Source organism: Sulfurimonas lacustris, from assembly GCF_059705355.1.
The window spans coordinates 1,173,859-1,194,251 of the sequence record NZ_AP046125.1 but is presented as its reverse complement, the minus strand read 5'-3'; the positions used below and the strand labels follow the sequence as shown (position 1 = coordinate 1,194,251).

The following is a 20,393-nucleotide window of genomic DNA, read 5'->3' as shown; positions in this document are numbered from 1 at the left end:
TCTTTCTCTTTAAATCTCTTTTTCACAGTCTTTGCGGGAACTCCTGCTATAACACTGTATGCGTCACAACTGAACCAGCAGCTATAACACTACCCATACCGATTTTAACTCCTTTTAAAATCGTAACATTAGCTCCAATCCAAACATCATCTTCAATTGGTAAATCATTCCCTAGAAGCTTCTCATGTACATCATACATATATTCTCCAATTTTGTATATATTATGATCTCCCCCCATCATTGTGACCAATCATAACTTTATTCCCGATTGTTATTGAACTTTCAGAAGCGCTCATAACTGCACCTTTTGCTATAAAAACATCATTCCCAAGTGATATTGTATTGTAAGAAAAAATATCGTCCGGATTAAATACTACATTATTACCCACATATTGAAAATTGTTTTTTAAAAAATACACCTTGACCCTTCTAAAAATTTTAAATAATATAAATATTAAATTGTATAAATCGTTTTTGTCCTATAATTTTTAATATATAAAATATACGCTATCAGTATTAAGCTTGTGATAGAAAAGCCAGTTTTTGTAAATACAAATATTTCCTTCATTTGAAAAAACAATATTACTAAAATTATAATAGTATTTAAAAAAGATAAGTCTTTATATATATTTTTTGTTTTATATAAAAATAAAATTGCATAAATATAATTGATCCAAATATCCCATAACCATAAAGATACCTAATATAGCCAATATCAGAATCCACACCTAAGTAGTGAAGCTCTCCAAATAAAAGTTGTATAAAAATTTCTGGCACTTTTATATGCTCAACCAAAGCATTGACTGTTCTATCTTCTAGTTTACCATTTTCACCATAGGCAATCAAAAGTTCTTTCAAATGCACGTTTGCCATACGCGTCAAATATATCAATTTTATTTTTCAAAATAAGATACTGAAAAAAACAAAATAACAAGCAAGAATAAAATCAATAATTTTTTCACAGGTGAACTAAAAATGAAAAGATAAATACCTACTAAAGGCAAAAACACTAAAATACTAACTATGCCGCTTCTACCAGAAAAAATAATCGAAAAGACAATTATAATTGAGCATAATATCAGTATTAAATACTTTTTTTTCTAACTTTAAAATGAATGGCAAGATACTTTGAAATACCGATATCATTGCACCGCCACCAGATGATAACCCTGCCATCCTATACATTTGGTTTTCTTCAAGCATATACTTTGCAGTTGTAAAAGTATAAACAAAATTACGAAAATCAGGATAAATAAACTGTGCTATCATAATGATACCATGTACTGAAATTGCGTAGTAAAATCATTTTAATATAATTATCTTGATATTCATCTATATATAACAGAACCAAAGCGTAAATACAATAATTAATTTTATTGGACGTAGTAAAACGCGTATAGCATACTCTACATGATATAAATCAAACAATAAACTATAAAAAAATATAGATAAAAAAATATTTTTTAACTATAGCATTTTTTTTATAAACTAGCACATATATAATTAATAGACTTCTTGCATAACCCAAAAAGCGGTTCAGAAATTGCTTTTTGTTTGTATGGAAAAATATGAACGATTGCAAAAAATGAAACCGACTGATTTTAAACGATTGGTAGGGGTAAAAAAAGAGACATTTGGGTTGATGCTTGAAGTATGCCAAGAGTATCATAAAGCCAAAAAGAGCAGAGGCGGGAAACCAAATACTTTGTCGATTGCAGACCAGCTATTGCTTATGTTGGGATACTATCGAGAGTATAGGAGTATGGCACATATTGCATTTGACTATGGCGTAAGTGAAGCGACAGTATCAAGAGTGATTCAAGAGATGGAGAGCGTATTGATACAATCAGGTAAATTTTCACTACCTGGTAAAAAAGCCTTATATGAAGATGGAGGAATTGAACTTGATTATATCGTTATCGATGCAACTGAATGCTCAGTTCAACGCCCAAAAAAAGGCAACACAGATGCTACAGTGGAAAGAAAAAGCGACATACAGCCAAAGGACAAATCGTGATTGATAGCAATCAGCGCATTATTTGTACCGCTGTTAGCGTACATAATATCCACGATTTTAAGCTGTTCAAACAATCGAGATTGCCAATCAAAAAAGAGACCAATGTAAAAGTAGATACTGGCTATCTTGGAATCAATTCTCTTCATATGAATAGTGATATTCCAAAGAAAAAAACCAAACTTCATCCTCTTACAAAAGAAGATAAGCTTTCCAACAAAATGAAAGCATCTGCTCGCATATGCGTTGAGCATGTGAATGCTAAAATAAAAACATTTAAAATACTTGGAGAAAAGTACCGAAATCGCAGAAAACGATTTGGTTTACGCTTCAATCTGATATGTGCTTTAATTAACGCAGATCGAGGATTTGGAATAAAATGTTAGGTTATGCAAGAAGTCTAATGAAAATGACAATAACATCTGAAAAACCTATATCTAACACAGGTCCAAATATGATAAAAAGTACCATTACAATCCAATTTGCAATATAAATATAATACTCTAATATTGACGTGGGTGTTTTACAAACCAATTAATTGACTCTAAATAATTACCTACTTGCATAACCATAGTCTATGACCATGGACCTAGCAATATCTACTGATTTCTTATATTGAGGCTTTTCTTCATCTAAAGTCATCCATCATAATTGTTATATTATTGGAATGTTTTCTATACTCATCTATATTCTTTCTCTTCAGATAATACATTTTCCAATCACTTTATTCTTTTATCATACCCATATTCAGGTATAAAACAAGATCTGATCATAGTTGATACAGCACCATTTTTCTGGACCTTTTCCCATTCGTTTTTGTATGGCATACTTGCCTGTTATATTTGAGTTTTCATCACAAATATAAAGTAAATGTCCGCAGATTGCAGCATTTTCATGCTTGTTAAACCATTCTACTTGCCTAGATATTTTATTTGGTAACAGCACATCATATGAGCGAGGAAGTGACCTTTGCAATATGCTAAACCATTATTACAATTTGAGGTAAGACCGCCATTTTCTTTAGACATAGCAGTTATGATTAGATTTGGATATTTCTTACTATATTTTCTTTGGTTCTATCTGTTGATGCATCATCAGCTATAATAATCTTTTTATTTAAATAATCTTGATTTATTGCACTTTTGATGGCTTCTTCTATATATTGTTCTTGATTATAAGTTACAATTAAAATATCAACTGCTGGTAATTTTTTTTTCTCCTAAAAATAAGTATCATCACTATGAAATGCAGTAAATAATTCAAACTAAATGCATAAGTAATACCAACAAGTCCAAAATTATCTATTAAAACTATAGATAACAGTACAAATAAAATACTAAATATAATTTCTAAATATATGTACGCTATTGTCATAGCCAACATGAAGCTATTTTTATCACATCTCCTATAAGTTGCCATTTAAATAATTCTATCATAGGGATAAATTTTTCACTAAAAGCTATAAACACAACATCTTCTTTTAATAAAAATATACTAAACGCTAAAAATACAACTATTGGCATAATGATTTTATAACCATTTAGTATCTCTTTTTTCAGTTCACAATTATCTGAGAGTCGTGGCAAGTAATACACACTTAGCGATGTGGTTACTACCATGAGATACATGCTAGATATATACCAAATTCCCTGCCAATATCCAGCCTAAATTTTCACCTATATAATTTCGTACTACCAAATGGCTTACAGGAACTGTTAAGGCTGATGTTATAGCCATAAGAGAGTATTTATCAAACTCTCTTTATCTATGCCTTGTGTGAAGTACTCTAATTTAAACCAGCTACAAAGGTTAAAGTTACAAAAAATATCACTGATTGATTTACCACAAGTGCATATAAAGCACCTATAAGATTTAACCATGATGTAAACCAAACTACTAACTATATTTACGAAAACATATTTTTTGTCCATTTAAAATAGACATCAAAGCAAATAAAAGTATTGTTATGCCAAGCACTATAAATACACTGCTATATTGTGAATCTTTTAAAATAATCACCAAATCCAAAAAGAAAAATAGAGATTATCAAACTAAATATCTTTTGTTTTTGCTCTATGGTTTGATATTCTGCTGTTAGTTATTGCACCATTTGAAAAAGTTGTAACTATGCTCATGAAATTGTCCTACAGCCGCAAGACCAACGTATAGCGCCAAAACTTTATTTATTACAACTTTTATAATAGTTGAAATAGCGGTCAAAACCGATGTTTTAATTAGCGTCAATTTCTTTAATTACCTTACATGGATACCCACCTGCTATTACATTTGCAGGTATTGATTTTATAACTATGGAGCTATCACTGTGTTACACCTTTGAGTATTTTTACATTAGAACCGATAAATACGTTTTTGCCTATTATAATTTTTGCTGTTTTTGGAACTCCGCCCATTCTTCTATCAGGATGCAAATCATGAAAATCGCTATCAGTTATCTCTACATTTGGGCCTATAAGTGTTTGATTACCTATTTCTATGCCTGCGCCCTCACTAACAATCATAAAGTTATTGTTTATCCAAACATTATCACCTATTATAATTTTTGAGTTTTCTTTTCTTGCATCGATGTAACCATATCCACTATAAAGATGCGGGCTAGGCTTTACCCCTAAGTTTACATTTTTACCAAATACAATCATACCTGCGCCTAAAAGCTGATTATAGATAGGTTTTCCTACAACACTCTGACAATTTATATTTTAGTATTCTTGGATATTGAAATAACACATATCCAAGAATACTTTAAAGATAAAAATATTAAAGCTCATTTAAAATCTTTACGATCTTTTCAGTATCTTCTATACTAATTGGTAAACTCAACACTTCATCATGTATTTGTTCACTTATTGAATAGCTTTTGCTATTCCACTCTTTATAAGCATTTTGTTTATGCGGAGGGATTGGATAATGAATCAGTGTTTGGATTCCATTTTCAAGCAAATGTTTTTGTAGGTCACCTCTTTTTTTTGTTCTTACTACAAATAAATGCCAAACATGATTATCTGAGTGCTGGAAGGCTCATTTTTGAGATTTTCTAAATAATAATTCGCTATTTTTCTACTTCTTCATCCAAATGTCTAAGTTTCACTCTTAGCATGGCAGCTTGCATTTCATCAAGCCTGCTATTTATACCTTTATAAAGATTTTCATATTTTTTATGACTTCCGTAGTTAGCCAATGCTTTTATAGCATTTGCAAGTTCTTCATCATTTGTCGTAACTGCTCCACCATCACCTAAAGCTCCAGGATAAAAACTAAAACCGCTTACATCACCTAGATTTCCACTGCAATACGCTCCATGAGATTGAGCTGAGTCTTCAACTACTTTTAGATTATATTTTTTTGCTATCTTATTTATCTTACCCATAAAGATGAACAGGTAAAATAACTTTCGTTTTTGAAGTTATTGCATTTTCTATTTTTAATGGATCTATCAAATATGTATTTATATCTGGCTCAACTAAAACAGGTATGAGATATAAGTATTCGAAGGTACTATTACTTCATCACCATCTTTAATAATTCCTAGCTCTTAGGATTAAAATAAGAGCATCAAGTCCATTTGCTACACCTATGGCATATTTTGTACCACAATACTCTTTTTCAAACTCTTTACATTCATTTCCTTGAATATACCAACCACTGTCAATTACTTTAGTGCAAGCCTCTATATTGTGCCTTTTAAATCTAAAAATGGAATCATTTTATCTCCAATCTACTAAAATCAATGTCTTTTATCTCTTCATAATAATAATCTGCATCTAAATATTCTTTTTTTCTTAAACCATTTGTAATTCCAATAGATTTTATTCCAAGCATTTTTGTATCTTCTTCTGTATCACCAATAAAAATAGCTTTTATTTTTAAGTGCTTCATATTTTCTCTGTGGTGGGCAGTCTATTATTTCATCAAAAAAATCATGTACTTTCAAATTCTTAAGTTGTTGTATTAAAAATTCACGATTTTGTCTCATAGTTACTAAAACAATTTTATCTGCTATATTTTTTAGAGTTTCTACTACTTTAGGTTTCAAAGTATCTAATCTAAGATATTGTTTATTTTCGATAGTATTCATCCATTCTTTAAAAAAAATTTCATAGCTTTCTTGAAAATCACTTTTATTTAAAAGCACATCTCTCGTAATTTTAGATGTTTTCATATCCCAATACGTATCTACATCAAGAACATTTCCTCCATGTCTTTCAATAATATCTTTATAACATTGATAATGTCTGTTTTTGCCTTCAAGAATTGGGCCATCAAGATCTAAAAAAATATAATCTAACATTTTATTTTCTACACACAACATACAATTCTGCTGCATTTTCTGGAAAATCTTTTCCTAGCTCAATCATCATTTCATTCCAATTATTTTCTATCTGCCCATTAGACAAAGGTTTAAAAAAAACGCCACCTTTTTCTATTATTTTTAATCCTGCATTTTCAATATCTTTTGCAAATGTATCCATCGAATAAACTCTTTGATGATCTCGCGCATTTAATTCATCAGGAGTTTTCAATAATCCCATTTTAACAGCTGCTAGACGGTGTATTTGGAACATCATCTTTTCATAGGATTGTCGACATGTTCTAAAATATGTTCCATAACAATCGTATTGTGCGGTTGAAAATCTTCAAAAAAACTGTATGATTTCCAAAAGCATCTACGCTTGTTAAATGTTCAATGAGATACTGTGTCATTTCTCCTTCAGCAGAACCTAATTCTAATCCATAAGGACCTCTTTAACGTTTTATATCTATAGTAAATCAGCTTTCTATCAAAATCTAATTGCCCTTCAACATACCATTTTCCATCTAAGTTGTATTCATTTTTCAACCCTTCCTTTATATTAACTTTTTCGTGTCCCAAGAGCTGATTCATTTTTGAAGTATCAAACACAAAATCTACTCCTATATTTTCTGTTTGAACATAATCAATTACTAAATCTTTTTTAGAAATATCTCTACTATCTCTTTAATTGTATACGATTTTGAGGAGCATAGATTAATAACCCCTTCATATTTTTGAAGACCTATACTTTTCATTATAAAATAACAAACATCATCTACATGTAAAAAACTTCTTTTTTCATCGCCCATTCCAAAGATCTGAGGAGCTTCATTGTTAGCGGAATTACTTTTTTATAAGCTTCTTCACCTTTTCCAACTCTTAGTATTTGAAGAATTATGCTATTTTGTTTTGACCAATTTTCAAGCATCTTTTCGCAATATAGCTTTGACCAACCATACAATGATAGAGGATTAGGTATTACATCCTCACTAATTATCCCATAAACATCAAGTGTACTTAAAAAAATAAATTTTGATGGAGTATTTGGTAAATTATCTATTAAATATTTGTATTTGATTTTTCAACATCATTTTTAGGAGTAAAAGCTCCAATATTTTTTGGCAAAATCACTTTTTCCGAATGTATAGTTTTTATGTAAAACTGTTTTCAACAACACTACTTCATAATTATTAGACTTCTTGCATAACCCAAAAAGCGGTTCAGAAATTGCTTTTTGTTTGTATGGAAAAATATGAACGATTGCAAAAAATGAAACCGACTGATTTTAAACGATTGGTAGGGGTAAAAAAAGAGACATTTGGGTTGATGCTTGAAGTATGCCAAGAGTATCATAAAGCCAAAAAGAGCAGAGGCGGGAAACCAAATACTTTGTCGATTGCAGACCAGCTATTGCTTATGTTGGGATACTATCGAGAGTATAGGAGTATGGCACATATTGCATTTGACTATGGCGTAAGTGAAGCGACAGTATCAAGAGTGATTCAAGAGATGGAGAGCGTATTGATACAATCAGGTAAATTTTCACTACCTGGTAAAAAAGCCTTATATGAAGATGGAGGAATTGAACTTGATTATATCGTTATCGATGCAACTGAATGCTCAGTTCAACGCCCAAAAAAAGGCAACACAGATGCTACAGTGGAAAGAAAAAGCGACATACAGCCAAAGGACAAATCGTGATTGATAGCAATCAGCGCATTATTTGTACCGCTGTTAGCGTACATAATATCCACGATTTTAAGCTGTTCAAACAATCGAGATTGCCAATCAAAAAAGAGACCAATGTAAAAGTAGATACTGGCTATCTTGGAATCAATTCTCTTCATATGAATAGTGATATTCCAAAGAAAAAAACCAAACTTCATCCTCTTACAAAAGAAGATAAGCTTTCCAACAAAATGAAAGCATCTGCTCGCATATGCGTTGAGCATGTGAATGCTAAAATAAAAACATTTAAAATACTTGGAGAAAAGTACCGAAATCGCAGAAAACGATTTGGTTTACGCTTCAATCTGATATGTGCTTTAATTAACGCAGATCGAGGATTTGGAATAAAATGTTAGGTTATGCAAGAAGTCTATTCTTTTTCAATAAATATTTTGTCCTATAAAACCTGTAGTACCGGTTAGCAACAATACTTTTTTCATAACTCTTTTAAGATTTTTTCCTCTGTTGTGAGCAAAGGCTCACAGTCCATACCTCTTAACCATAACAATCCATCCGGTAAAGGATTTATTTTTTTATCTAAACTCATTGTAAAGTGCAATATCTTTAAAAATTTTTGGCAAATTCAATCCTGCTTGCGTAAAGAAATAAGCTGTAGTGAAAAATCTTGAGATATTAATTTCAGTAGGATTTTTATCAACACCATAAATACCATGAGGTCTTTTATCAATAGCATCTTGAGCTATTGTGTTTACTTGCTCTGATGAATATGTTTCACCAACCTTGGTAACACCGGAAAGAGTTCTATTTCCATGATTTTCTTTTTCTAGTTTGAGCTCACCTTCATGCCATGTAACTGTTTTTTCTGTTAACAGTAAACTCTTAAATCTATCAATCCATTTTTTTGCAAACTCATAATCATTTGTTGGTAGAGCACCACCAACATTTGCTCTAAGCCATATTTTTCCATCATTATCACCAAGAATATCAAAAGCTTTTTTTAAATCTTCAGGAGTATTAATATCAAAAGTTTTAATACCTTCTTTTTCCCATATTACAGCTGACTTGCCTTTGTCTCTATAACTTCATGTGTAGGCATATACAGTTTGGTACCCGTTGATAATATAGAATCTCTTAATCTTGAAGCCTCAAGAATTTCAATATCAGGCTTTTCGATATTTAATATTTGTAACAATTTATTTTTATACTCTTTATCAACAGCATAAGGAATAATATATTTTTTACTTGCTTTTGAAAGTATTAAATCACTTCCCATACCAATAATAGTTTCATTCAAGTAAAGATTTTATTACATTTTCAGATGGAGTACCACCTGCACCGGCTATTAAGATTTTAGACATTTGCTACCTCTTTTATCATAATCTCTTATATAATCACTATCTACATAATACTCATCAGCCATAACTATAAGCACGCAATCAGAGCTAAAATCATGCATTGTTCCCCAAATAAGGGCATCTTGAAAAAGTCCTATATTTGGTTTATTTAGCTCAAAAGTTTCTTTATTTTTCCCATCGTCTAGTGTAACCTTACAGCTATCAAAAACTGTTTTGTTTTATAGTGAGAATGATTTCCTCTTGGTATTCCTTCTTGTGTGCCATAAATATAAAAAACTCTTTTTACATCAAAAGGTATTTGCTTCAAGTGCTATTAATTGACCTCGATGGTCACCAAGTACTTTAAATTCTTGTAATGCTGTTATTCCATATTTCTTTAAATACCATTCAATAGTCTTAACTATCCCACTGTCAAAATTTTCATCTGCTTTCCATCCAAGCTCATTTTCGAGTTTTGTAGCATCTATCATGTCCTCTACAAACGTAATCAGCTCTTTGTAGCTCTTTTTTGTTGGTACCTTTTCATCCAATATCGTACATATTTTATCAACTATCTGAAGGTTTGTTCTCTCGTTTCTTCCACCGATATTATATGTTTCTCCAGCGTGATACACTAAGTCTATACCTTTGCAATGATCTATCACATAGAGCCAATCTCTTATATTTTTTCCATCACCATATATTGGAATTGGATTTCCTTTTAGTGCATTTCTTATGATTAATTTCTCATCATGCTGTTTTGGTCCATAGTTGTTTGTTATAACCGTGTTCATTCCGTATGTCTCTCTATAAGCTCTTACTATCATGTCCGATGAAGCTGAATATGGAGAGTTCGGCGCATAGGGCGTACTTTCCGTAAAAAGTCCTGTTTCGCCCAAAGTTCCGTAAACCTCATCAGTACTTATATGATGAAATCTGCAATTCTTATATTTTTCTCTATAACTAAACGGTTTATTCATCCAATATTTATACGCAACATCTATCAGCGTAAAAGTTCCATTTACATTCGTCTCTATAAATACAGCCGGATTTTTTATAGAGTTATCTACATGTGATTCTGCCGCAAAGTGAATGACACCTTGTATGTCATACTCGTTAAATATAAACTCACGGTTGCAAATATTACCTTTGATGAATTTGCTTCACACTCTTTTAAATTTTCTAAGCTTCCTGCATAAGTAAGCAGGTCCAAGTTTATAAGATTGTAGTTTGTCCAAAAAATACGGCACAAAGTTTGAGCCTATAAAACCTGCCGTTCCAGTTAAAAGTATGTTTTTCATTTATCTTTTACCAAATCTATAAGATACTGTCCATAACCATTTTTACTTAATGGTTTTTAAAACTTGCTCTTTAGTTATCCATTTGTTGTTGTAAGCAATCTCTTCAAGACAAGCTATCTTATACCCCTGTCTATGCTCTATCGTTTGCACAAACTGTCCAGCTTCTATGAGGCTGTCGTGCGTTCCAGTATCTAGCCATGCGAATCCTCTCCCTAAAAGTTCTACTTTAAGTTTTCCTCTTTTAAGATACTCTTGATTTACAGTCGTTATCTCAAGCTCACTAGGTTTTACATTTTTAGCGATTTCTACTACATTATTATCATAAAAGTACAGACCAGTTACGGCAAAATTTGATTTTGGTTTTTCTTCTATGCTAATTGCCATCAAATTCAACTACACCAAATCGCTCTGGATCTTTTACTTGATAGCCAAAAACAACTTTAAGTGAAACTGCAATGGAGTAAAAGATATTGTCCCCAAGAATGAGACAAACACTATCGTTACTAATAAACTCTTCACCAAGCACAAAAGCTTGAGCAAGTCCATCAGGAGAGGGCTGTATTTTATATGAAAGATTTATTCCCCAGTCACTGCCGTTACCCAGCAACTCTTCCTATATCTTGAGGTGTTGAAATGATGAGTATCTCTTTAATTCCAGCAAGCATTAAAACTGAGAGAGGATAATAGATCATTGCTTATTGAGCCTTGTTCCACTTCCGCCTGCTAGGATTATGCCTTTCATTTTACAATCTACCGTCACTTTCTTTTAAAACAGACTTAATATCATAAATGATAGCATCTGTTAAATCCAAATTTACCGTGTGAAACAACAGCTTCGTATTTCGACGCATCTATGTTCTTTTGCAATTCAAGTCCATATTCATGCCCACGGGTCATATATATCCAAACTCTTGTATAACATCTATAACTCTACTATCCGGGCAATTTTCTTTAAATGTTATACCAAGTACGAGAACTCTGGCACCTTCTATTTTTTTATCATCAGCTTGATGACTTGGTTGGCGACATAGATACCCATGTTATCGTTGAGTCTTCTTCCTGCCAAGATAATCTCTGGGTTATAACCTACCTGCTGCGCTTTATGTGTCAAGTAATACCTACAAGTCCTGGACGAAATTCCATTTAGTTCCTGCCAAGACGTCATTTGTATTTATGCCAAGTTTGTTGAAAATAATTGCGAGTTCATTCACAAATGCTATATTGATATCTCTTTGAGAATTTTCTATAACTTTTGCAGCTTTAATAGTAGGTGCCAGCCGTAATGATGCTTGCATAAAGAGCATCTACCTATTTCAGGTGTGCTTCCTGCTGTTACTTTTTTAATTTTTGTAACTGTATCGCCTGGGTTGATTCGCTCTGGGCTATAACCGCAAAAGAAATCTTGATTAAATTTTAGTCCAGAGAATTTTTCAAGAACTGGCACACAATCCTCTTCAGTGGCTCCCGGATAAACTGTACTTTCATAAATAACTATGTCATCTTTTTTAAGTACTTTTCCAATAGCTTTTATAAGAGGTCTGGTCTTTTATCTATCGGGGTTGGAACTGTTACTATATAGATATTACAATCTTTAATATCATCAATATTCAGAGTGAACTTCATGCCATTTGCAAGTGCTTCTTTTACTTGTGTTTCATTAAGTTCTATCGTGTCCGCTTGAAAGCTCATCTATTCTCCACTTTGATATATCAAAACCAACTACTTTGTATTTTTCGCTAAACGCATGAGCAAGCGGAAGACCAACATACCCTAAACCTACTACACATATTTTTGCTCTAGCTTAAAAAACTCTAGATACCAATCAATAAACTTATTTATCCCATCTTGTACCGGAGTGGCTGGTTTATAACCCAAGTCCTCTACCAAGTCTGCATAGGTTGCAGGTACATCACCTGCTTGAATTGGCAGGTAATTTTTTTCTATTATTTTCAATGGCTGTTATAAAATCCATTAGTTTTACAGGGTTATTATAAATTTTGTATGGTGCTGATGATGTTGAGACTTCTCCTGTTCTTCCATTCCACTCTTCATCTCTTTTAGCCGGATTGTATATGACTCTCTACAATATCATCTATATATGTAAAGTCTCTAAGCATTTCGCCATTATTAAACACATCTATAGCCTTTCCTTCAATAGCAGCTTTAGTAAATAAAAAAAGCGCCATATCAGGTCTTCCCCAAGGTCCATAAACTGTAAAAAATCTAAGACCCGTAGTAGATATCCCGAATAGATGACTATAAGTATGCGCCATTAATTCATTTGATTTTTTACTAGCTGCATATAGTGAAATCGGATGATCAACATTGTGGTTTGTACTAAATGGCAACTCTTCATAAACAGATGAGCTAGAAGCGTAACATTGTAATGTCTGCATGATTCCAAAATATTCATAAATCCTATGATGTTGCTATCCATATAGGCATCAGGATTTGTTAAAGAGTATCTAACCCCGGCCTGTGCCGCCAGATTACATACTGCATCAAATCTTTCTGCTTCATCATTGTCCTCTAAGTTAAGCTTATAGTGTTAGATATAAGAAGTTTGCCATAAGGTATATCTTCAAGGGTATTTATGATTCCACCTCTTTGAAGCCTGCCATATTTGACATTTTGATCATAGTAGTCAAGTCCAACTACCTCATCACCACGAGCAAGTAGTTTAATGGCTTCCTGCTGTTACTAATATCTTCATCTTATTACCCCGCAAAAATCTAAATTCGTTTTTATATCTAATTTTTTAAACTCTTTATGTGCCACTAAAAAAGTAATTATATCAGCCATTTTTATAGCTTCTTTATACTCTTTATGACTTTCTATATTTGGTTCAACTGCAAGTATATCCAATCCATCACCTTTTAGCCTTCTCGCTATATAAAGAGCAGGTGATTCCCTAAGGCCAGCCCCATACATGCTACTTTTGCTTTTCTTCCGTTTTCATTTTCGTAAGCTAGTGCTGCGTTTTTTATCTTTTCAATGACCCATTCTGTTTTATAATTATTTACTTCCCTGCTTGTTCTGATAAGCTTTGCACTCTCTCCGCCAGCGTGAACTATAAACCAAGGGTCTACCGCTATACAGTGCCCACCTACTCCGGCTCCAGGTTGAAGAATATTTACTCTTGGGTGTCTGTTTGCGAGTTTTATCAACTCCCATACATTTATCGCATAACATGCTTAGCTCATTTGCAAATGCTATATTGGTATCTCTAAAACTATTTTCAGTAAGTTTTGCCATCTCTGCTGTTTCAAGCACCTCTCCTGCGACGAATTCCGCTGTTACTTTTGTAGCTTCTTGTGTAGTACCGCCAACGATTCTGTCATTTTCTACAAGCTCTCTCATGATGTGCCCTGGAAGAACTCTCTCTGGACAATGAGCTTGCTTGTATCCACTCCATTTTCTTTCAATGTTGCTTCAACCTTGTCAGTTGTTCCAACTGGAGAAGTGGATTCTAATATAACCATCTTTTACATAAGGAGCTATTGTTGCAGATACGACATAGTCGATATTGGGTACAAATCCATCATGAAAAGGTGTAGGAACTGCTATGACAAATATATCTGCTTTTAGCTTTTACAAAAGTATCCAGTTCTACTATGTGGATTTTTCCTTGATTGATTGTATCAACTACATCTACACCATAACCGCGATTAGCTAGAAGTGCTGATGTTGGAAGCCTATTTTTCGTTTAATCATCAAGCATTTCCCTTTAGAAATTCCGTCACCGTAAGGATTGTGCGCTTTACTCATTTTTTCATATGCTGTTTTATCATCAAGCAACCTTTGAGCTTCTTTTATGATTGTTTCCTGCTTCTACGGCCTCTGGTCGCTCAGTGGTGTCTCTCATGACAAGAACAGGTTTACCTAAAGATGTCAGTAATGATCTGCTCATCATGTATATAAAACTTTCATATTGAAGCAGATATACATTTGATAGTAACTCACGTGCAGGTTTTTGAATATTTGGATTTAAGTGTACCGGATAAACAATGTCAATATTTTGATTTGCAATTGTTTTTAAAGCTTCACAAATATTTATAAAGTTTTCTCTGCGATGACCTGTAACTAAAATAATTTTTCTATCCTCGATCAATTCATATTGCCCATTTATATTTTCTATTTTATCTAATGCCAAGAACAGCCCATCAATAACTGCTATAGTTGTTTCATCTTTTATAAGATTTTCTTTGCTTGTTTGTGTCGGAGCAAAGTGATAATTTGCGAGCACTCCAGTAAGAAGTCTTCTGGCCAAGGACTGTATATATCACCTGTTCGCAGGCCCGCTTCCACATGTCCAACTTTTATTTTCTCATAAAATGCTGCCAGAGCGCTTGCACTCGTAGTATCACCATGCACAAGAACAATATCCGGCTTAAAATCCCTTAGCACATTTTTTAATCCCAAAAGGACATTGGCTGTCACATCAAACAAATCTTGACCTGGCTTCATAATGTTTAAATCATAATCCGGCTTTATCTCAAGCACTTGATCTAACATCTCTCTATGTTGAGCTGTTACACAAACTTTTGTATCAAAATCTTTTGGATATTTCTGAAACTCTTTTACAAGAGGAGCCATCTTGATTGCTTCTGGTCTTGTACCAAACACCAACAATACTTTTTTCAATTCTGCTGTTCCTGTTACCAATATTTTCACTTTTTTTCCTTTAAATACAAATCATACATAGTTTTAATCTTATCAGCAAGCTCTTTTATGCCGATGTCTTCGCCTGTGCCTATGTTGATCTGGGTGTTTCTTGTCTCTTGAGATCCTTCGCTTCGCTCAGGATGACGGAGAGAAGGCTCAGGATGACAAAGGTTCGTCACTCTGAGTGAGCGCAGCGAGTGAAGAGTCTCTAGTTTTGAATTTTAGATTTGTTTCATTTTACTACATACCCGCCTGTTTTTGGTGAGCCTTTAAACTCTATCTTCTCTTCATCTTTGAGTAGTTTGATGTATCGCTCAATCGTTCTTTGTGTTACATCTGGAAAATTATCTGCTATTACATTAGCTTTTATAGGCTGATATGTTTTTATGCATTCAAACACTTCGTTTGCTCCGACATTTACTCCGACATTTACTCCGACATTTACTCCGACATTTTCATCAGATGATACTTTTTGCTTCTCATAGCTTATAGTTACTAAATAACCATTGCCCATCTCTTCGTACTCTAGCTTCATTGTTGGATACGATGCTATCTCTTCTCTGACTCTCGCATAGCCACTTCCATATTTTTCAGTATCGTCTGTGAGGTAAAAAGCTTCTGCTATGAGTTTGTTTCTTGTTTGTGCTTGGTAATTGTCTGTTTTTAGCTTCTCTATCGTCATATCACCATAGAGTCTTCCAGGGTTAAATATAGTGATGTGTTGATCAAATATTTTTATCTGTATATCTATAGGGCTTGTGTAGTCTCTATGGATGATTGCATTGAGTACAAGTTCCCTTAGGGCTTTTTTAGGGTACTCAAATATCTCATTTCTACTGATTTCACCAGTGAACTCAAAAGCTACTTTGATGTGCGAGATGATATAGTACATCGTCTCTTCGACTGCTTCATACAGTGGAAGCCTTAGCATCTTATCATCGATAATCATCGTTGGTGTTTTAAATCTTCCTATGTGAATATTGTAAATCGTTTGTTCTTTTGCAAAAAGAAGTTTGGCTGCATTTGTTGGCTTATCGTTTTTGAGAAGGTTTAGTTTTAGTAAGTTTTGCATCCTATCATCGGAGAGTTTAAACTTGCCACTTGCTTTGATTTTTGCAAAAAATCTATCGATTTTATCAAAATCTAGCTCTTCTAAGCTTGTGTCTTGCGCTTCGTATGCATCCCACGACAGTTGCAGTGATTGCAAGTGCATATTTGATATCTCTGTTAAGTTTAGCTGATGATTGCTATTTTGTACTCGTTTAAAATATTTGCCTTTGAAGCTCACTGGTTTGATGGGAAACTCATCTACTTTTATGGTTAAAACGGTTTTGTTTTCTAGCATAAAAGCTTCAATATCAACTATCAAAGATGGTTCTGTGGAGTTTTTAATTTGGTTGATATAGTTTTGTATCGATTCATTACCAATAGTCACTCCGCTTATGGTGCTATCATCTTTGATACCAATAAAAAGATATCCACCTTTGGTGTTTGCAAATGCACTGATAGTCTCTATCGCTTCTTTATCAAATGATTGTTTGAACTCTGTAGTCAAACTTTCACCACTTGAAATAATGGATTTGATAGTTTCTATCGTTTTAAGCATTAATTACTTACTCCATGACCGTATGGATTGTGCGCTTTATTCTCCATTGATTTGATTATAGCCTGATGCTTTTCAAGTTCAGCCTGCAGAACTTCATACTCTGCTTTTTTTCGTTCTATGAACTTTTGAGTAAGTATGATTTTTTCTTCTAAACCTTTTGAAGTCAGAAGATAGCGGTACTGTTTTTTATTTTGATTGTTGTAAAAATTCTCTACTTTAAGAAGCCCTTTTGCACAGAGTGCTTTTATGACATAGTTGATTTTGCCTACACTATAACCCAATTCATCCGCCAAAGTTTTTTGTGTAGTTGCATTTGGCAAGGTTCGTAAAATAGAAAGTTCCAACTCTTCGTTTGTCAATGTTTAATCCTAATAAATTTTATACTCTCATTCAAAATGTGAATTATACATAGTTCAAACTTTAAACTAACCAAAAACTAGCTGATTAAATATCCACTTATTTTCATAATTTCACTCTCCCAATACATAAAAATATGGTTCAAAACTTTTCTCAACAACTTTTTCCATCAAATCTAAAAAAAGTTTATAACTTCCTGTTACATGTGCTGCATCAAGAGCTTTGTAGTACTCCAATCTATCTTCTACGCTTATTACAACGGGTGGAAATCCAGCTTTGATAAGCTCTAAATTCATAAGTAATCTTGAAGTTCTGCCATTTCCATCAATAAACGGGTGAATACCAACAAACTCTATATGCACAAATGATGCAAGTTCTACTGGATGAAGTGTCTCTTTTTTGGCTTCATACTCTTTGATAAACTGTTCCATTTTAGATGGCACTTCGAAGCTTTGCGGTGGCTTGTGCTGGGCACCGCTTATAAGTACGTTCGTTTTTCGATAGCTACCTCTGTTTGAGTCGTCGATGTTTTTTAGTATAAGTGAGTGTATTTGCTTGATGTTATACTCTGTCAAACTCTCACTTTTTTGCGCCAACTCTTCTATAAATAAAATCGCTTCTTTGTGATTGATAGCTTCAAAGTGTTCCCGAAGAGTTTTACCACCGATAGTGATACCTTCTAACGCCACCTTTGTCTCTTGCAAAGTTAGAGTATTGCCCTCGATGGCGTTGGAGTGGTAAGTCCACCTGAGAACCAAATCTTCATGCAAGTTTTTAACTGCTTCTGCACCCAAGGGTCTATGACTATCTAATTTTGCTTTGAGTTTATCTAGCTTTTCAAAATTCATCTTTTTTCCCATAAAACCCTCTATACCACTTCACAAACTCTTCTATTCCATCTGAAAGTTTTGTATCCGGTTTATATCCAAAATCATTCATCAAATCACTTACATCCGCATAAGTAGATACCACATCGCCATCTTGCATTGGCAGAAAGTTTTTAACAGCTTCAAGCCCGAGCGCTGCTTCAAGCGTCTCTATGAACTCCATCAAACTTACGGGAGCATTGTTGCCAATGTTGTACACATTGTAGTTTGACGGATTGTCTATAACTTTGATAACACCGTCCACTATGTCGTCTATGTAGGTAAAATCCCTGCTCATGTTGCCGTGGTTAAACACCTTTATGGCTCTGTCGTTTGATATGGCGTCGGCAAATAGCATCGGCGCCATATCAGGTCTGCCCCACGATCCATAAACCGTAAAGAACCTCAGCCCCGTAGTCTGTATGCCGTAAAGATGACTGTATGTGTGAGCCATAAGCTCATTTGATTTTTTAGTCGCTGCATAGAGTGAGATGGGGGTATCTGTTTTGTCGGTGATCTTAAATGGTTGGCTCTCATTTAGTCCGTAAACACTAGAGCTGCTGGCGTATGCGAGATTTTTTACACCATAATTTCTGCAAGCTTCTAAAATATTCATAAATCCAACTACATTTGACTGTATGTAGGCGTGAGGGTTTTCAATGCTGTAGCGTACCCCTGCTTGAGCGGCTAAGTTGCACACTGCATCGAACTTTTCGGCTTCAAAAAGTCTGTTTATAGTTTGGCTGTCTTCAAGATTTGCTTTGATAAATCTATGCTTTGGGTATTTTGAGCTTTGGACTAAAGATCCTGAATCAAGTTCAGGATGAAGCTCTTGTGATTCAGGATGACGCTCAATCCCCAATTCAGCAAGTCTTGCATACTTTAGGTTCACATCATAATAGTCATTAATATTGTCAAGTCCTACTACCTCATCTCCTCTCTCAAGAAGTTTTTTAGCTAAGTGAAAGCCTATAAAACCTGCAGTTCCTGTTACTAGTATCTTCATCCTTACTTTTCCTTAACTATCACTATTAAATATATCCCTAGTGTAAACCTTCTCTTTTACATCCAGCAAGTTTTCGCTTAGTCTATTTGCCACTATCACATCAGAGGTAGTTTTGAACTCATCAAGGTTTTTGATAACTCTTGAGTTAAAGAAAGTCTCATCTTCAAGTGCGGGTTCGTATATAACTACTTCTATACCTTTAGCTTTGATTCTTTTCATTATCCCTTGGATAGCACTGCTTCTAAAGTTGTCGCTTCCTGTTTTCATAGTAAGTCTGTACACTCCCACTTTTTTTGAAGTGTGGATGTTGTTTGGATTTTGAGGTGTAAGTTCAAGTTTTTTGATAATACTGTTTGTTATAAAATCTTTTCTGGTACTGTTTGCATTTACGATAGCCTCTATCATATTTGATGGTACGTCACGGTAATTTGCAAGCAGTTGCTTTGTGTCTTTTGGCAAGCAGTAGCCGCCGTATCCAAAACTAGGGTTGTTGTAGTGTGTACCGATTCTAGGGTCCAGTCCTACGCCTTTGATGATTTGCTCGGTGTTTAAGTTGTGTGACTCTGCGTAGCTATCAAGTTCATTGAAGTATGCTACTCTCATAGCCAGATATGTGTTTGCAAAAAGTTTTATAGCTTCTGCTTCTGTTGAGTCGGTAAAAAGAGTGTCGATATTTTCTTTTATAGCACCCTCTGCTAAAAGATTTGCAAAGATTTCTGCTCTTTTGCTCTTCTCGCCCACTATGATTCTGCTTGGATAAAGATTGTCATAGAGTGCTTTTCCTTCTCGCAAAAACTCAGGTGAGAAAAGGATATTTTGAGTGTTAAATTTTTCTCGCAAAGACTTAGTGTATCCTACGGGAATAGTGCTTTTTATGACCATCGTTGCATCTGGATTTATACTTAGTACATCTGCAACTACATACTCTATGGACTTAGTGTTAAAATAGTTTGTTTCAGGGTCATAATCGGTAGGGGTGGCTATAATAACATAATCTGCACCGCTATAAGCCTCTTCTTTATCTAAAGTTGCAGTGAAGTTTAAATCATCTCTAAGTAGATATTCCTCTATCTCTTTATCTTCTATGGGTGATTTTTTATCTTTAAGCATCTCCACTTTTTGCGGGATGATATCAAGTGCTACTACCTCGTTATGCTGCGCTAAAAGGAGTCCGTTGGAGAGTCCTACGTAGCCTGTTCCTGCTATTGCTATTTTGTAAGATTTGTTATTTGTCATGTATGTATCA

20 protein-coding genes and 9 pseudogenes are annotated in these 20,393 nt (G+C 33.8%); 2 read left to right on the top strand and 27 right to left on the bottom strand.

The features are described from left to right. Positions 1-46 precede the first annotated feature (46 nt). The 4 genes from AC6H4V_RS06305 to AC6H4V_RS06290 all read right to left on the bottom strand — a co-directional run bounded on the left by AC6H4V_RS06305 (position 47) and on the right by AC6H4V_RS06290 (position 1,269). Positions 47-199: a DapH/DapD/GlmU-related protein gene (locus tag AC6H4V_RS06305; RefSeq protein WP_497606160.1), complete on the bottom strand. Its 153-nt coding sequence runs from the start codon at positions 197-199 to the stop codon at positions 47-49. 22 nt (positions 200-221) lie between these two features. After that, entirely contained in the window at positions 222-419 is a 198-nt protein-coding gene (locus AC6H4V_RS06300; protein ID WP_497606159.1) for a hypothetical protein, read from the bottom strand. Positions 420-603: 184 nt separating this feature from the next. Then, on the bottom strand, positions 604-873 hold the full coding sequence (locus AC6H4V_RS06295) for a hypothetical protein (protein WP_497606158.1): 270 nt from the start codon (positions 871-873) through the stop codon (positions 604-606). A 159-nt stretch (positions 874-1,032) separates the two neighbouring features. Beyond that, a complete protein-coding gene (locus tag AC6H4V_RS06290; protein WP_497606157.1) occupies positions 1,033-1,269 on the bottom strand; it encodes a hypothetical protein in 237 nt (78 codons plus the stop codon). 289 nt (positions 1,270-1,558) lie between these two features. Between AC6H4V_RS06290 and AC6H4V_RS06285 the strand changes: the two genes are divergently transcribed. Continuing rightward, a protein-coding gene (locus AC6H4V_RS06285; RefSeq protein ID WP_497606150.1) for an IS5 family transposase occupies positions 1,559-2,400 on the top strand; the annotation gives its coding sequence in 2 pieces (ribosomal slippage) (positions 1,559-1,958 and positions 1,958-2,400; 843 coding nt in all). Positions 2,401-3,053: 653 nt separating this feature from the next. On the opposite strand, the gene AC6H4V_RS06280 is transcribed toward AC6H4V_RS06285, so the two are convergent. The 10 genes and pseudogenes from AC6H4V_RS06280 to AC6H4V_RS06235 all read right to left on the bottom strand — a co-directional run bounded on the left by AC6H4V_RS06280 (position 3,054) and on the right by AC6H4V_RS06235 (position 7,350). Further along, on the bottom strand, positions 3,054-3,200 hold the full coding sequence (locus AC6H4V_RS06280) for a glycosyltransferase (RefSeq protein WP_497607915.1): 147 nt from the start codon (positions 3,198-3,200) through the stop codon (positions 3,054-3,056). A gap of 184 nt (positions 3,201-3,384) precedes the next feature. Continuing rightward, positions 3,385-3,633, bottom strand: coding sequence for a hypothetical protein (locus tag AC6H4V_RS06275; protein WP_497606156.1), 249 nt, complete (start codon positions 3,631-3,633; stop codon positions 3,385-3,387). Between the two features lie 699 nt (positions 3,634-4,332). After that, positions 4,333-4,671 (bottom strand): LbetaH domain-containing protein, encoded by a 339-nt coding sequence (locus tag AC6H4V_RS06270; protein ID WP_497606155.1) that lies wholly within the window; start codon positions 4,669-4,671, stop codon positions 4,333-4,335. Between the two features lie 118 nt (positions 4,672-4,789). After that, positions 4,790-4,981 (bottom strand): annotated as a pseudogene (locus AC6H4V_RS06265) (DegT/DnrJ/EryC1/StrS family aminotransferase); the annotation flags it as partial. 100 nt (positions 4,982-5,081) lie between these two features. Continuing rightward, positions 5,082-5,664 (bottom strand): annotated as a pseudogene (locus AC6H4V_RS06260) (DegT/DnrJ/EryC1/StrS family aminotransferase). A 67-nt stretch (positions 5,665-5,731) separates the two neighbouring features. Beyond that, entirely contained in the window at positions 5,732-5,908 is a 177-nt protein-coding gene (locus AC6H4V_RS06255) for a hypothetical protein (RefSeq protein ID WP_497606154.1), read from the bottom strand. Beyond that, positions 5,871-6,320, bottom strand: coding sequence for an HAD family hydrolase (locus AC6H4V_RS06250; RefSeq protein ID WP_497606153.1), 450 nt, complete (start codon positions 6,318-6,320; stop codon positions 5,871-5,873). The genes AC6H4V_RS06255 and AC6H4V_RS06250 overlap by 38 nt, the downstream gene beginning before the upstream one ends. A gap of 1 nt (position 6,321) precedes the next feature. Continuing rightward, positions 6,322-6,597, bottom strand: a complete 276-nt coding sequence (locus AC6H4V_RS06245; protein ID WP_497606152.1) for a hypothetical protein — start codon at positions 6,595-6,597, stop codon at positions 6,322-6,324. 143 nt (positions 6,598-6,740) lie between these two features. Further along, positions 6,741-6,932 (bottom strand): hypothetical protein, encoded by a 192-nt coding sequence (locus AC6H4V_RS06240; protein WP_497606151.1) that lies wholly within the window; start codon positions 6,930-6,932, stop codon positions 6,741-6,743. Between the two features lie 166 nt (positions 6,933-7,098). Further along, positions 7,099-7,350, bottom strand: coding sequence for a hypothetical protein (locus AC6H4V_RS06235; protein WP_497607914.1), 252 nt, complete (start codon positions 7,348-7,350; stop codon positions 7,099-7,101). 215 nt (positions 7,351-7,565) lie between these two features. Between AC6H4V_RS06235 and AC6H4V_RS06230 the strand changes: the two genes are divergently transcribed. After that, a protein-coding gene (locus AC6H4V_RS06230) for an IS5 family transposase (RefSeq protein WP_497606150.1) occupies positions 7,566-8,407 on the top strand; the annotation gives its coding sequence in 2 pieces (ribosomal slippage) (positions 7,566-7,965 and positions 7,965-8,407; 843 coding nt in all). Positions 8,408-9,063: 656 nt separating this feature from the next. Here AC6H4V_RS06230 and AC6H4V_RS06225 read toward each other — a convergent pair. The 13 genes and pseudogenes from AC6H4V_RS06225 to AC6H4V_RS06165 form a co-directional block, all read right to left on the bottom strand. After that, positions 9,064-9,306, bottom strand: coding sequence for a hypothetical protein (locus tag AC6H4V_RS06225; RefSeq protein ID WP_497606149.1), 243 nt, complete (start codon positions 9,304-9,306; stop codon positions 9,064-9,066). Positions 9,307-9,354: 48 nt separating this feature from the next. Beyond that, positions 9,355-9,674, bottom strand: a pseudogene (locus AC6H4V_RS06220) (sugar 3,4-ketoisomerase). Positions 9,675-9,735: 61 nt separating this feature from the next. Continuing rightward, positions 9,736-10,647 (bottom strand): annotated as a pseudogene (locus AC6H4V_RS06215) (dTDP-glucose 4,6-dehydratase); the annotation flags it as partial. Further along, positions 10,644-11,389: pseudogene (locus AC6H4V_RS06210) on the bottom strand (sugar nucleotidyltransferase). The pseudogenes AC6H4V_RS06210 and AC6H4V_RS06215, both read right to left, overlap by 4 nt. A gap of 1 nt (position 11,390) precedes the next feature. Beyond that, positions 11,391-12,436: pseudogene (locus tag AC6H4V_RS06205) on the bottom strand (nucleotide sugar dehydrogenase). Further along, positions 12,427-13,332 (bottom strand): annotated as a pseudogene (locus AC6H4V_RS06200) (NAD-dependent epimerase/dehydratase family protein). The pseudogenes AC6H4V_RS06205 and AC6H4V_RS06200 overlap by 10 nt, the downstream one beginning before the upstream one ends. A gap of 24 nt (positions 13,333-13,356) precedes the next feature. Beyond that, positions 13,357-14,341, bottom strand: a pseudogene (locus AC6H4V_RS06195) (nucleotide sugar dehydrogenase); the annotation flags it as partial. Beyond that, positions 14,320-15,291: pseudogene (wecB, locus tag AC6H4V_RS06190) on the bottom strand (non-hydrolyzing UDP-N-acetylglucosamine 2-epimerase). The pseudogenes wecB and AC6H4V_RS06195, both read right to left, overlap by 22 nt. Positions 15,292-15,544: 253 nt before the next feature. Beyond that, positions 15,545-16,918 carry an RNA-binding domain-containing protein gene (locus AC6H4V_RS06185; RefSeq protein WP_497606148.1) on the bottom strand — a complete coding sequence of 458 codons (1,374 nt, stop codon included), beginning with the start codon at positions 16,916-16,918 and terminating at the stop codon, positions 15,545-15,547. After that, positions 16,918-17,277 carry a MarR family EPS-associated transcriptional regulator gene (locus tag AC6H4V_RS06180; protein WP_497606147.1) on the bottom strand — a complete coding sequence of 120 codons (360 nt, stop codon included), beginning with the start codon at positions 17,275-17,277 and terminating at the stop codon, positions 16,918-16,920. The genes AC6H4V_RS06185 and AC6H4V_RS06180 overlap by 1 nt, the downstream gene beginning before the upstream one ends. 111 nt (positions 17,278-17,388) lie before the next feature. Then, on the bottom strand, positions 17,389-18,123 hold the full coding sequence (locus tag AC6H4V_RS06175; RefSeq protein ID WP_497606146.1) for a Fic family protein: 735 nt from the start codon (positions 18,121-18,123) through the stop codon (positions 17,389-17,391). Beyond that, complete coding sequence (locus tag AC6H4V_RS06170; RefSeq protein WP_497606145.1) at positions 18,113-19,147, bottom strand: NAD-dependent epimerase; 1,035 nt, start codon at positions 19,145-19,147, stop codon at positions 18,113-18,115. Before AC6H4V_RS06170 ends, AC6H4V_RS06175 begins: the two co-directional genes overlap by 11 nt. Before the next feature lie 12 nt (positions 19,148-19,159). Next, a complete protein-coding gene (locus AC6H4V_RS06165) occupies positions 19,160-20,383 on the bottom strand; it encodes a nucleotide sugar dehydrogenase (protein WP_497606144.1) in 1,224 nt (407 codons plus the stop codon). Between the last annotated feature and the right edge of the window lie 10 nt (positions 20,384-20,393).

What these genes read in the sequence shown, in the direction of transcription:
- AC6H4V_RS06305 (WP_497606160.1), bottom strand. Translation starts at nt 199, where the DNA reads ATGTATGATGTACATGAGAAGCTTCTAGGGAATGATTTACCAATTGAA.
- AC6H4V_RS06295 (WP_497606158.1), bottom strand. Translation starts at nt 873, where the DNA reads ATGGCAAACGTGCATTTGAAAGAACTTTTGATTGCCTATGGTGAAAAT.
- AC6H4V_RS06290 (WP_497606157.1), bottom strand. Translation starts at nt 1,269, where the DNA reads ATGATAGCACAGTTTATTTATCCTGATTTTCGTAATTTTGTTTATACT.
- AC6H4V_RS06275 (WP_497606156.1), bottom strand. Translation starts at nt 3,633, where the DNA reads ATGGTAGTAACCACATCGCTAAGTGTGTATTACTTGCCACGACTCTCA.
- AC6H4V_RS06270 (WP_497606155.1), bottom strand. Translation starts at nt 4,671, where the DNA reads ATGATTGTATTTGGTAAAAATGTAAACTTAGGGGTAAAGCCTAGCCCG.
- AC6H4V_RS06255 (WP_497606154.1), bottom strand. Translation starts at nt 5,908, where the DNA reads ATGAAGCACTTAAAAATAAAAGCTATTTTTATTGGTGATACAGAAGAA.
- AC6H4V_RS06250 (WP_497606153.1), bottom strand. Translation starts at nt 6,320, where the DNA reads ATGTTAGATTATATTTTTTTAGATCTTGATGGCCCAATTCTTGAAGGC.
- AC6H4V_RS06245 (WP_497606152.1), bottom strand. Translation starts at nt 6,597, where the DNA reads ATGATGTTCCAAATACACCGTCTAGCAGCTGTTAAAATGGGATTATTG.
- AC6H4V_RS06185 (WP_497606148.1), bottom strand. Translation starts at nt 16,918, where the DNA reads ATGCTTAAAACGATAGAAACTATCAAATCCATTATTTCAAGTGGTGAA.
- AC6H4V_RS06175 (WP_497606146.1), bottom strand. Translation starts at nt 18,123, where the DNA reads ATGAATTTTGAAAAGCTAGATAAACTCAAAGCAAAATTAGATAGTCAT.
- AC6H4V_RS06170 (WP_497606145.1), bottom strand. Translation starts at nt 19,147, where the DNA reads ATGAAGATACTAGTAACAGGAACTGCAGGTTTTATAGGCTTTCACTTA.
- AC6H4V_RS06165 (WP_497606144.1), bottom strand. Translation starts at nt 20,383, where the DNA reads ATGACAAATAACAAATCTTACAAAATAGCAATAGCAGGAACAGGCTAC.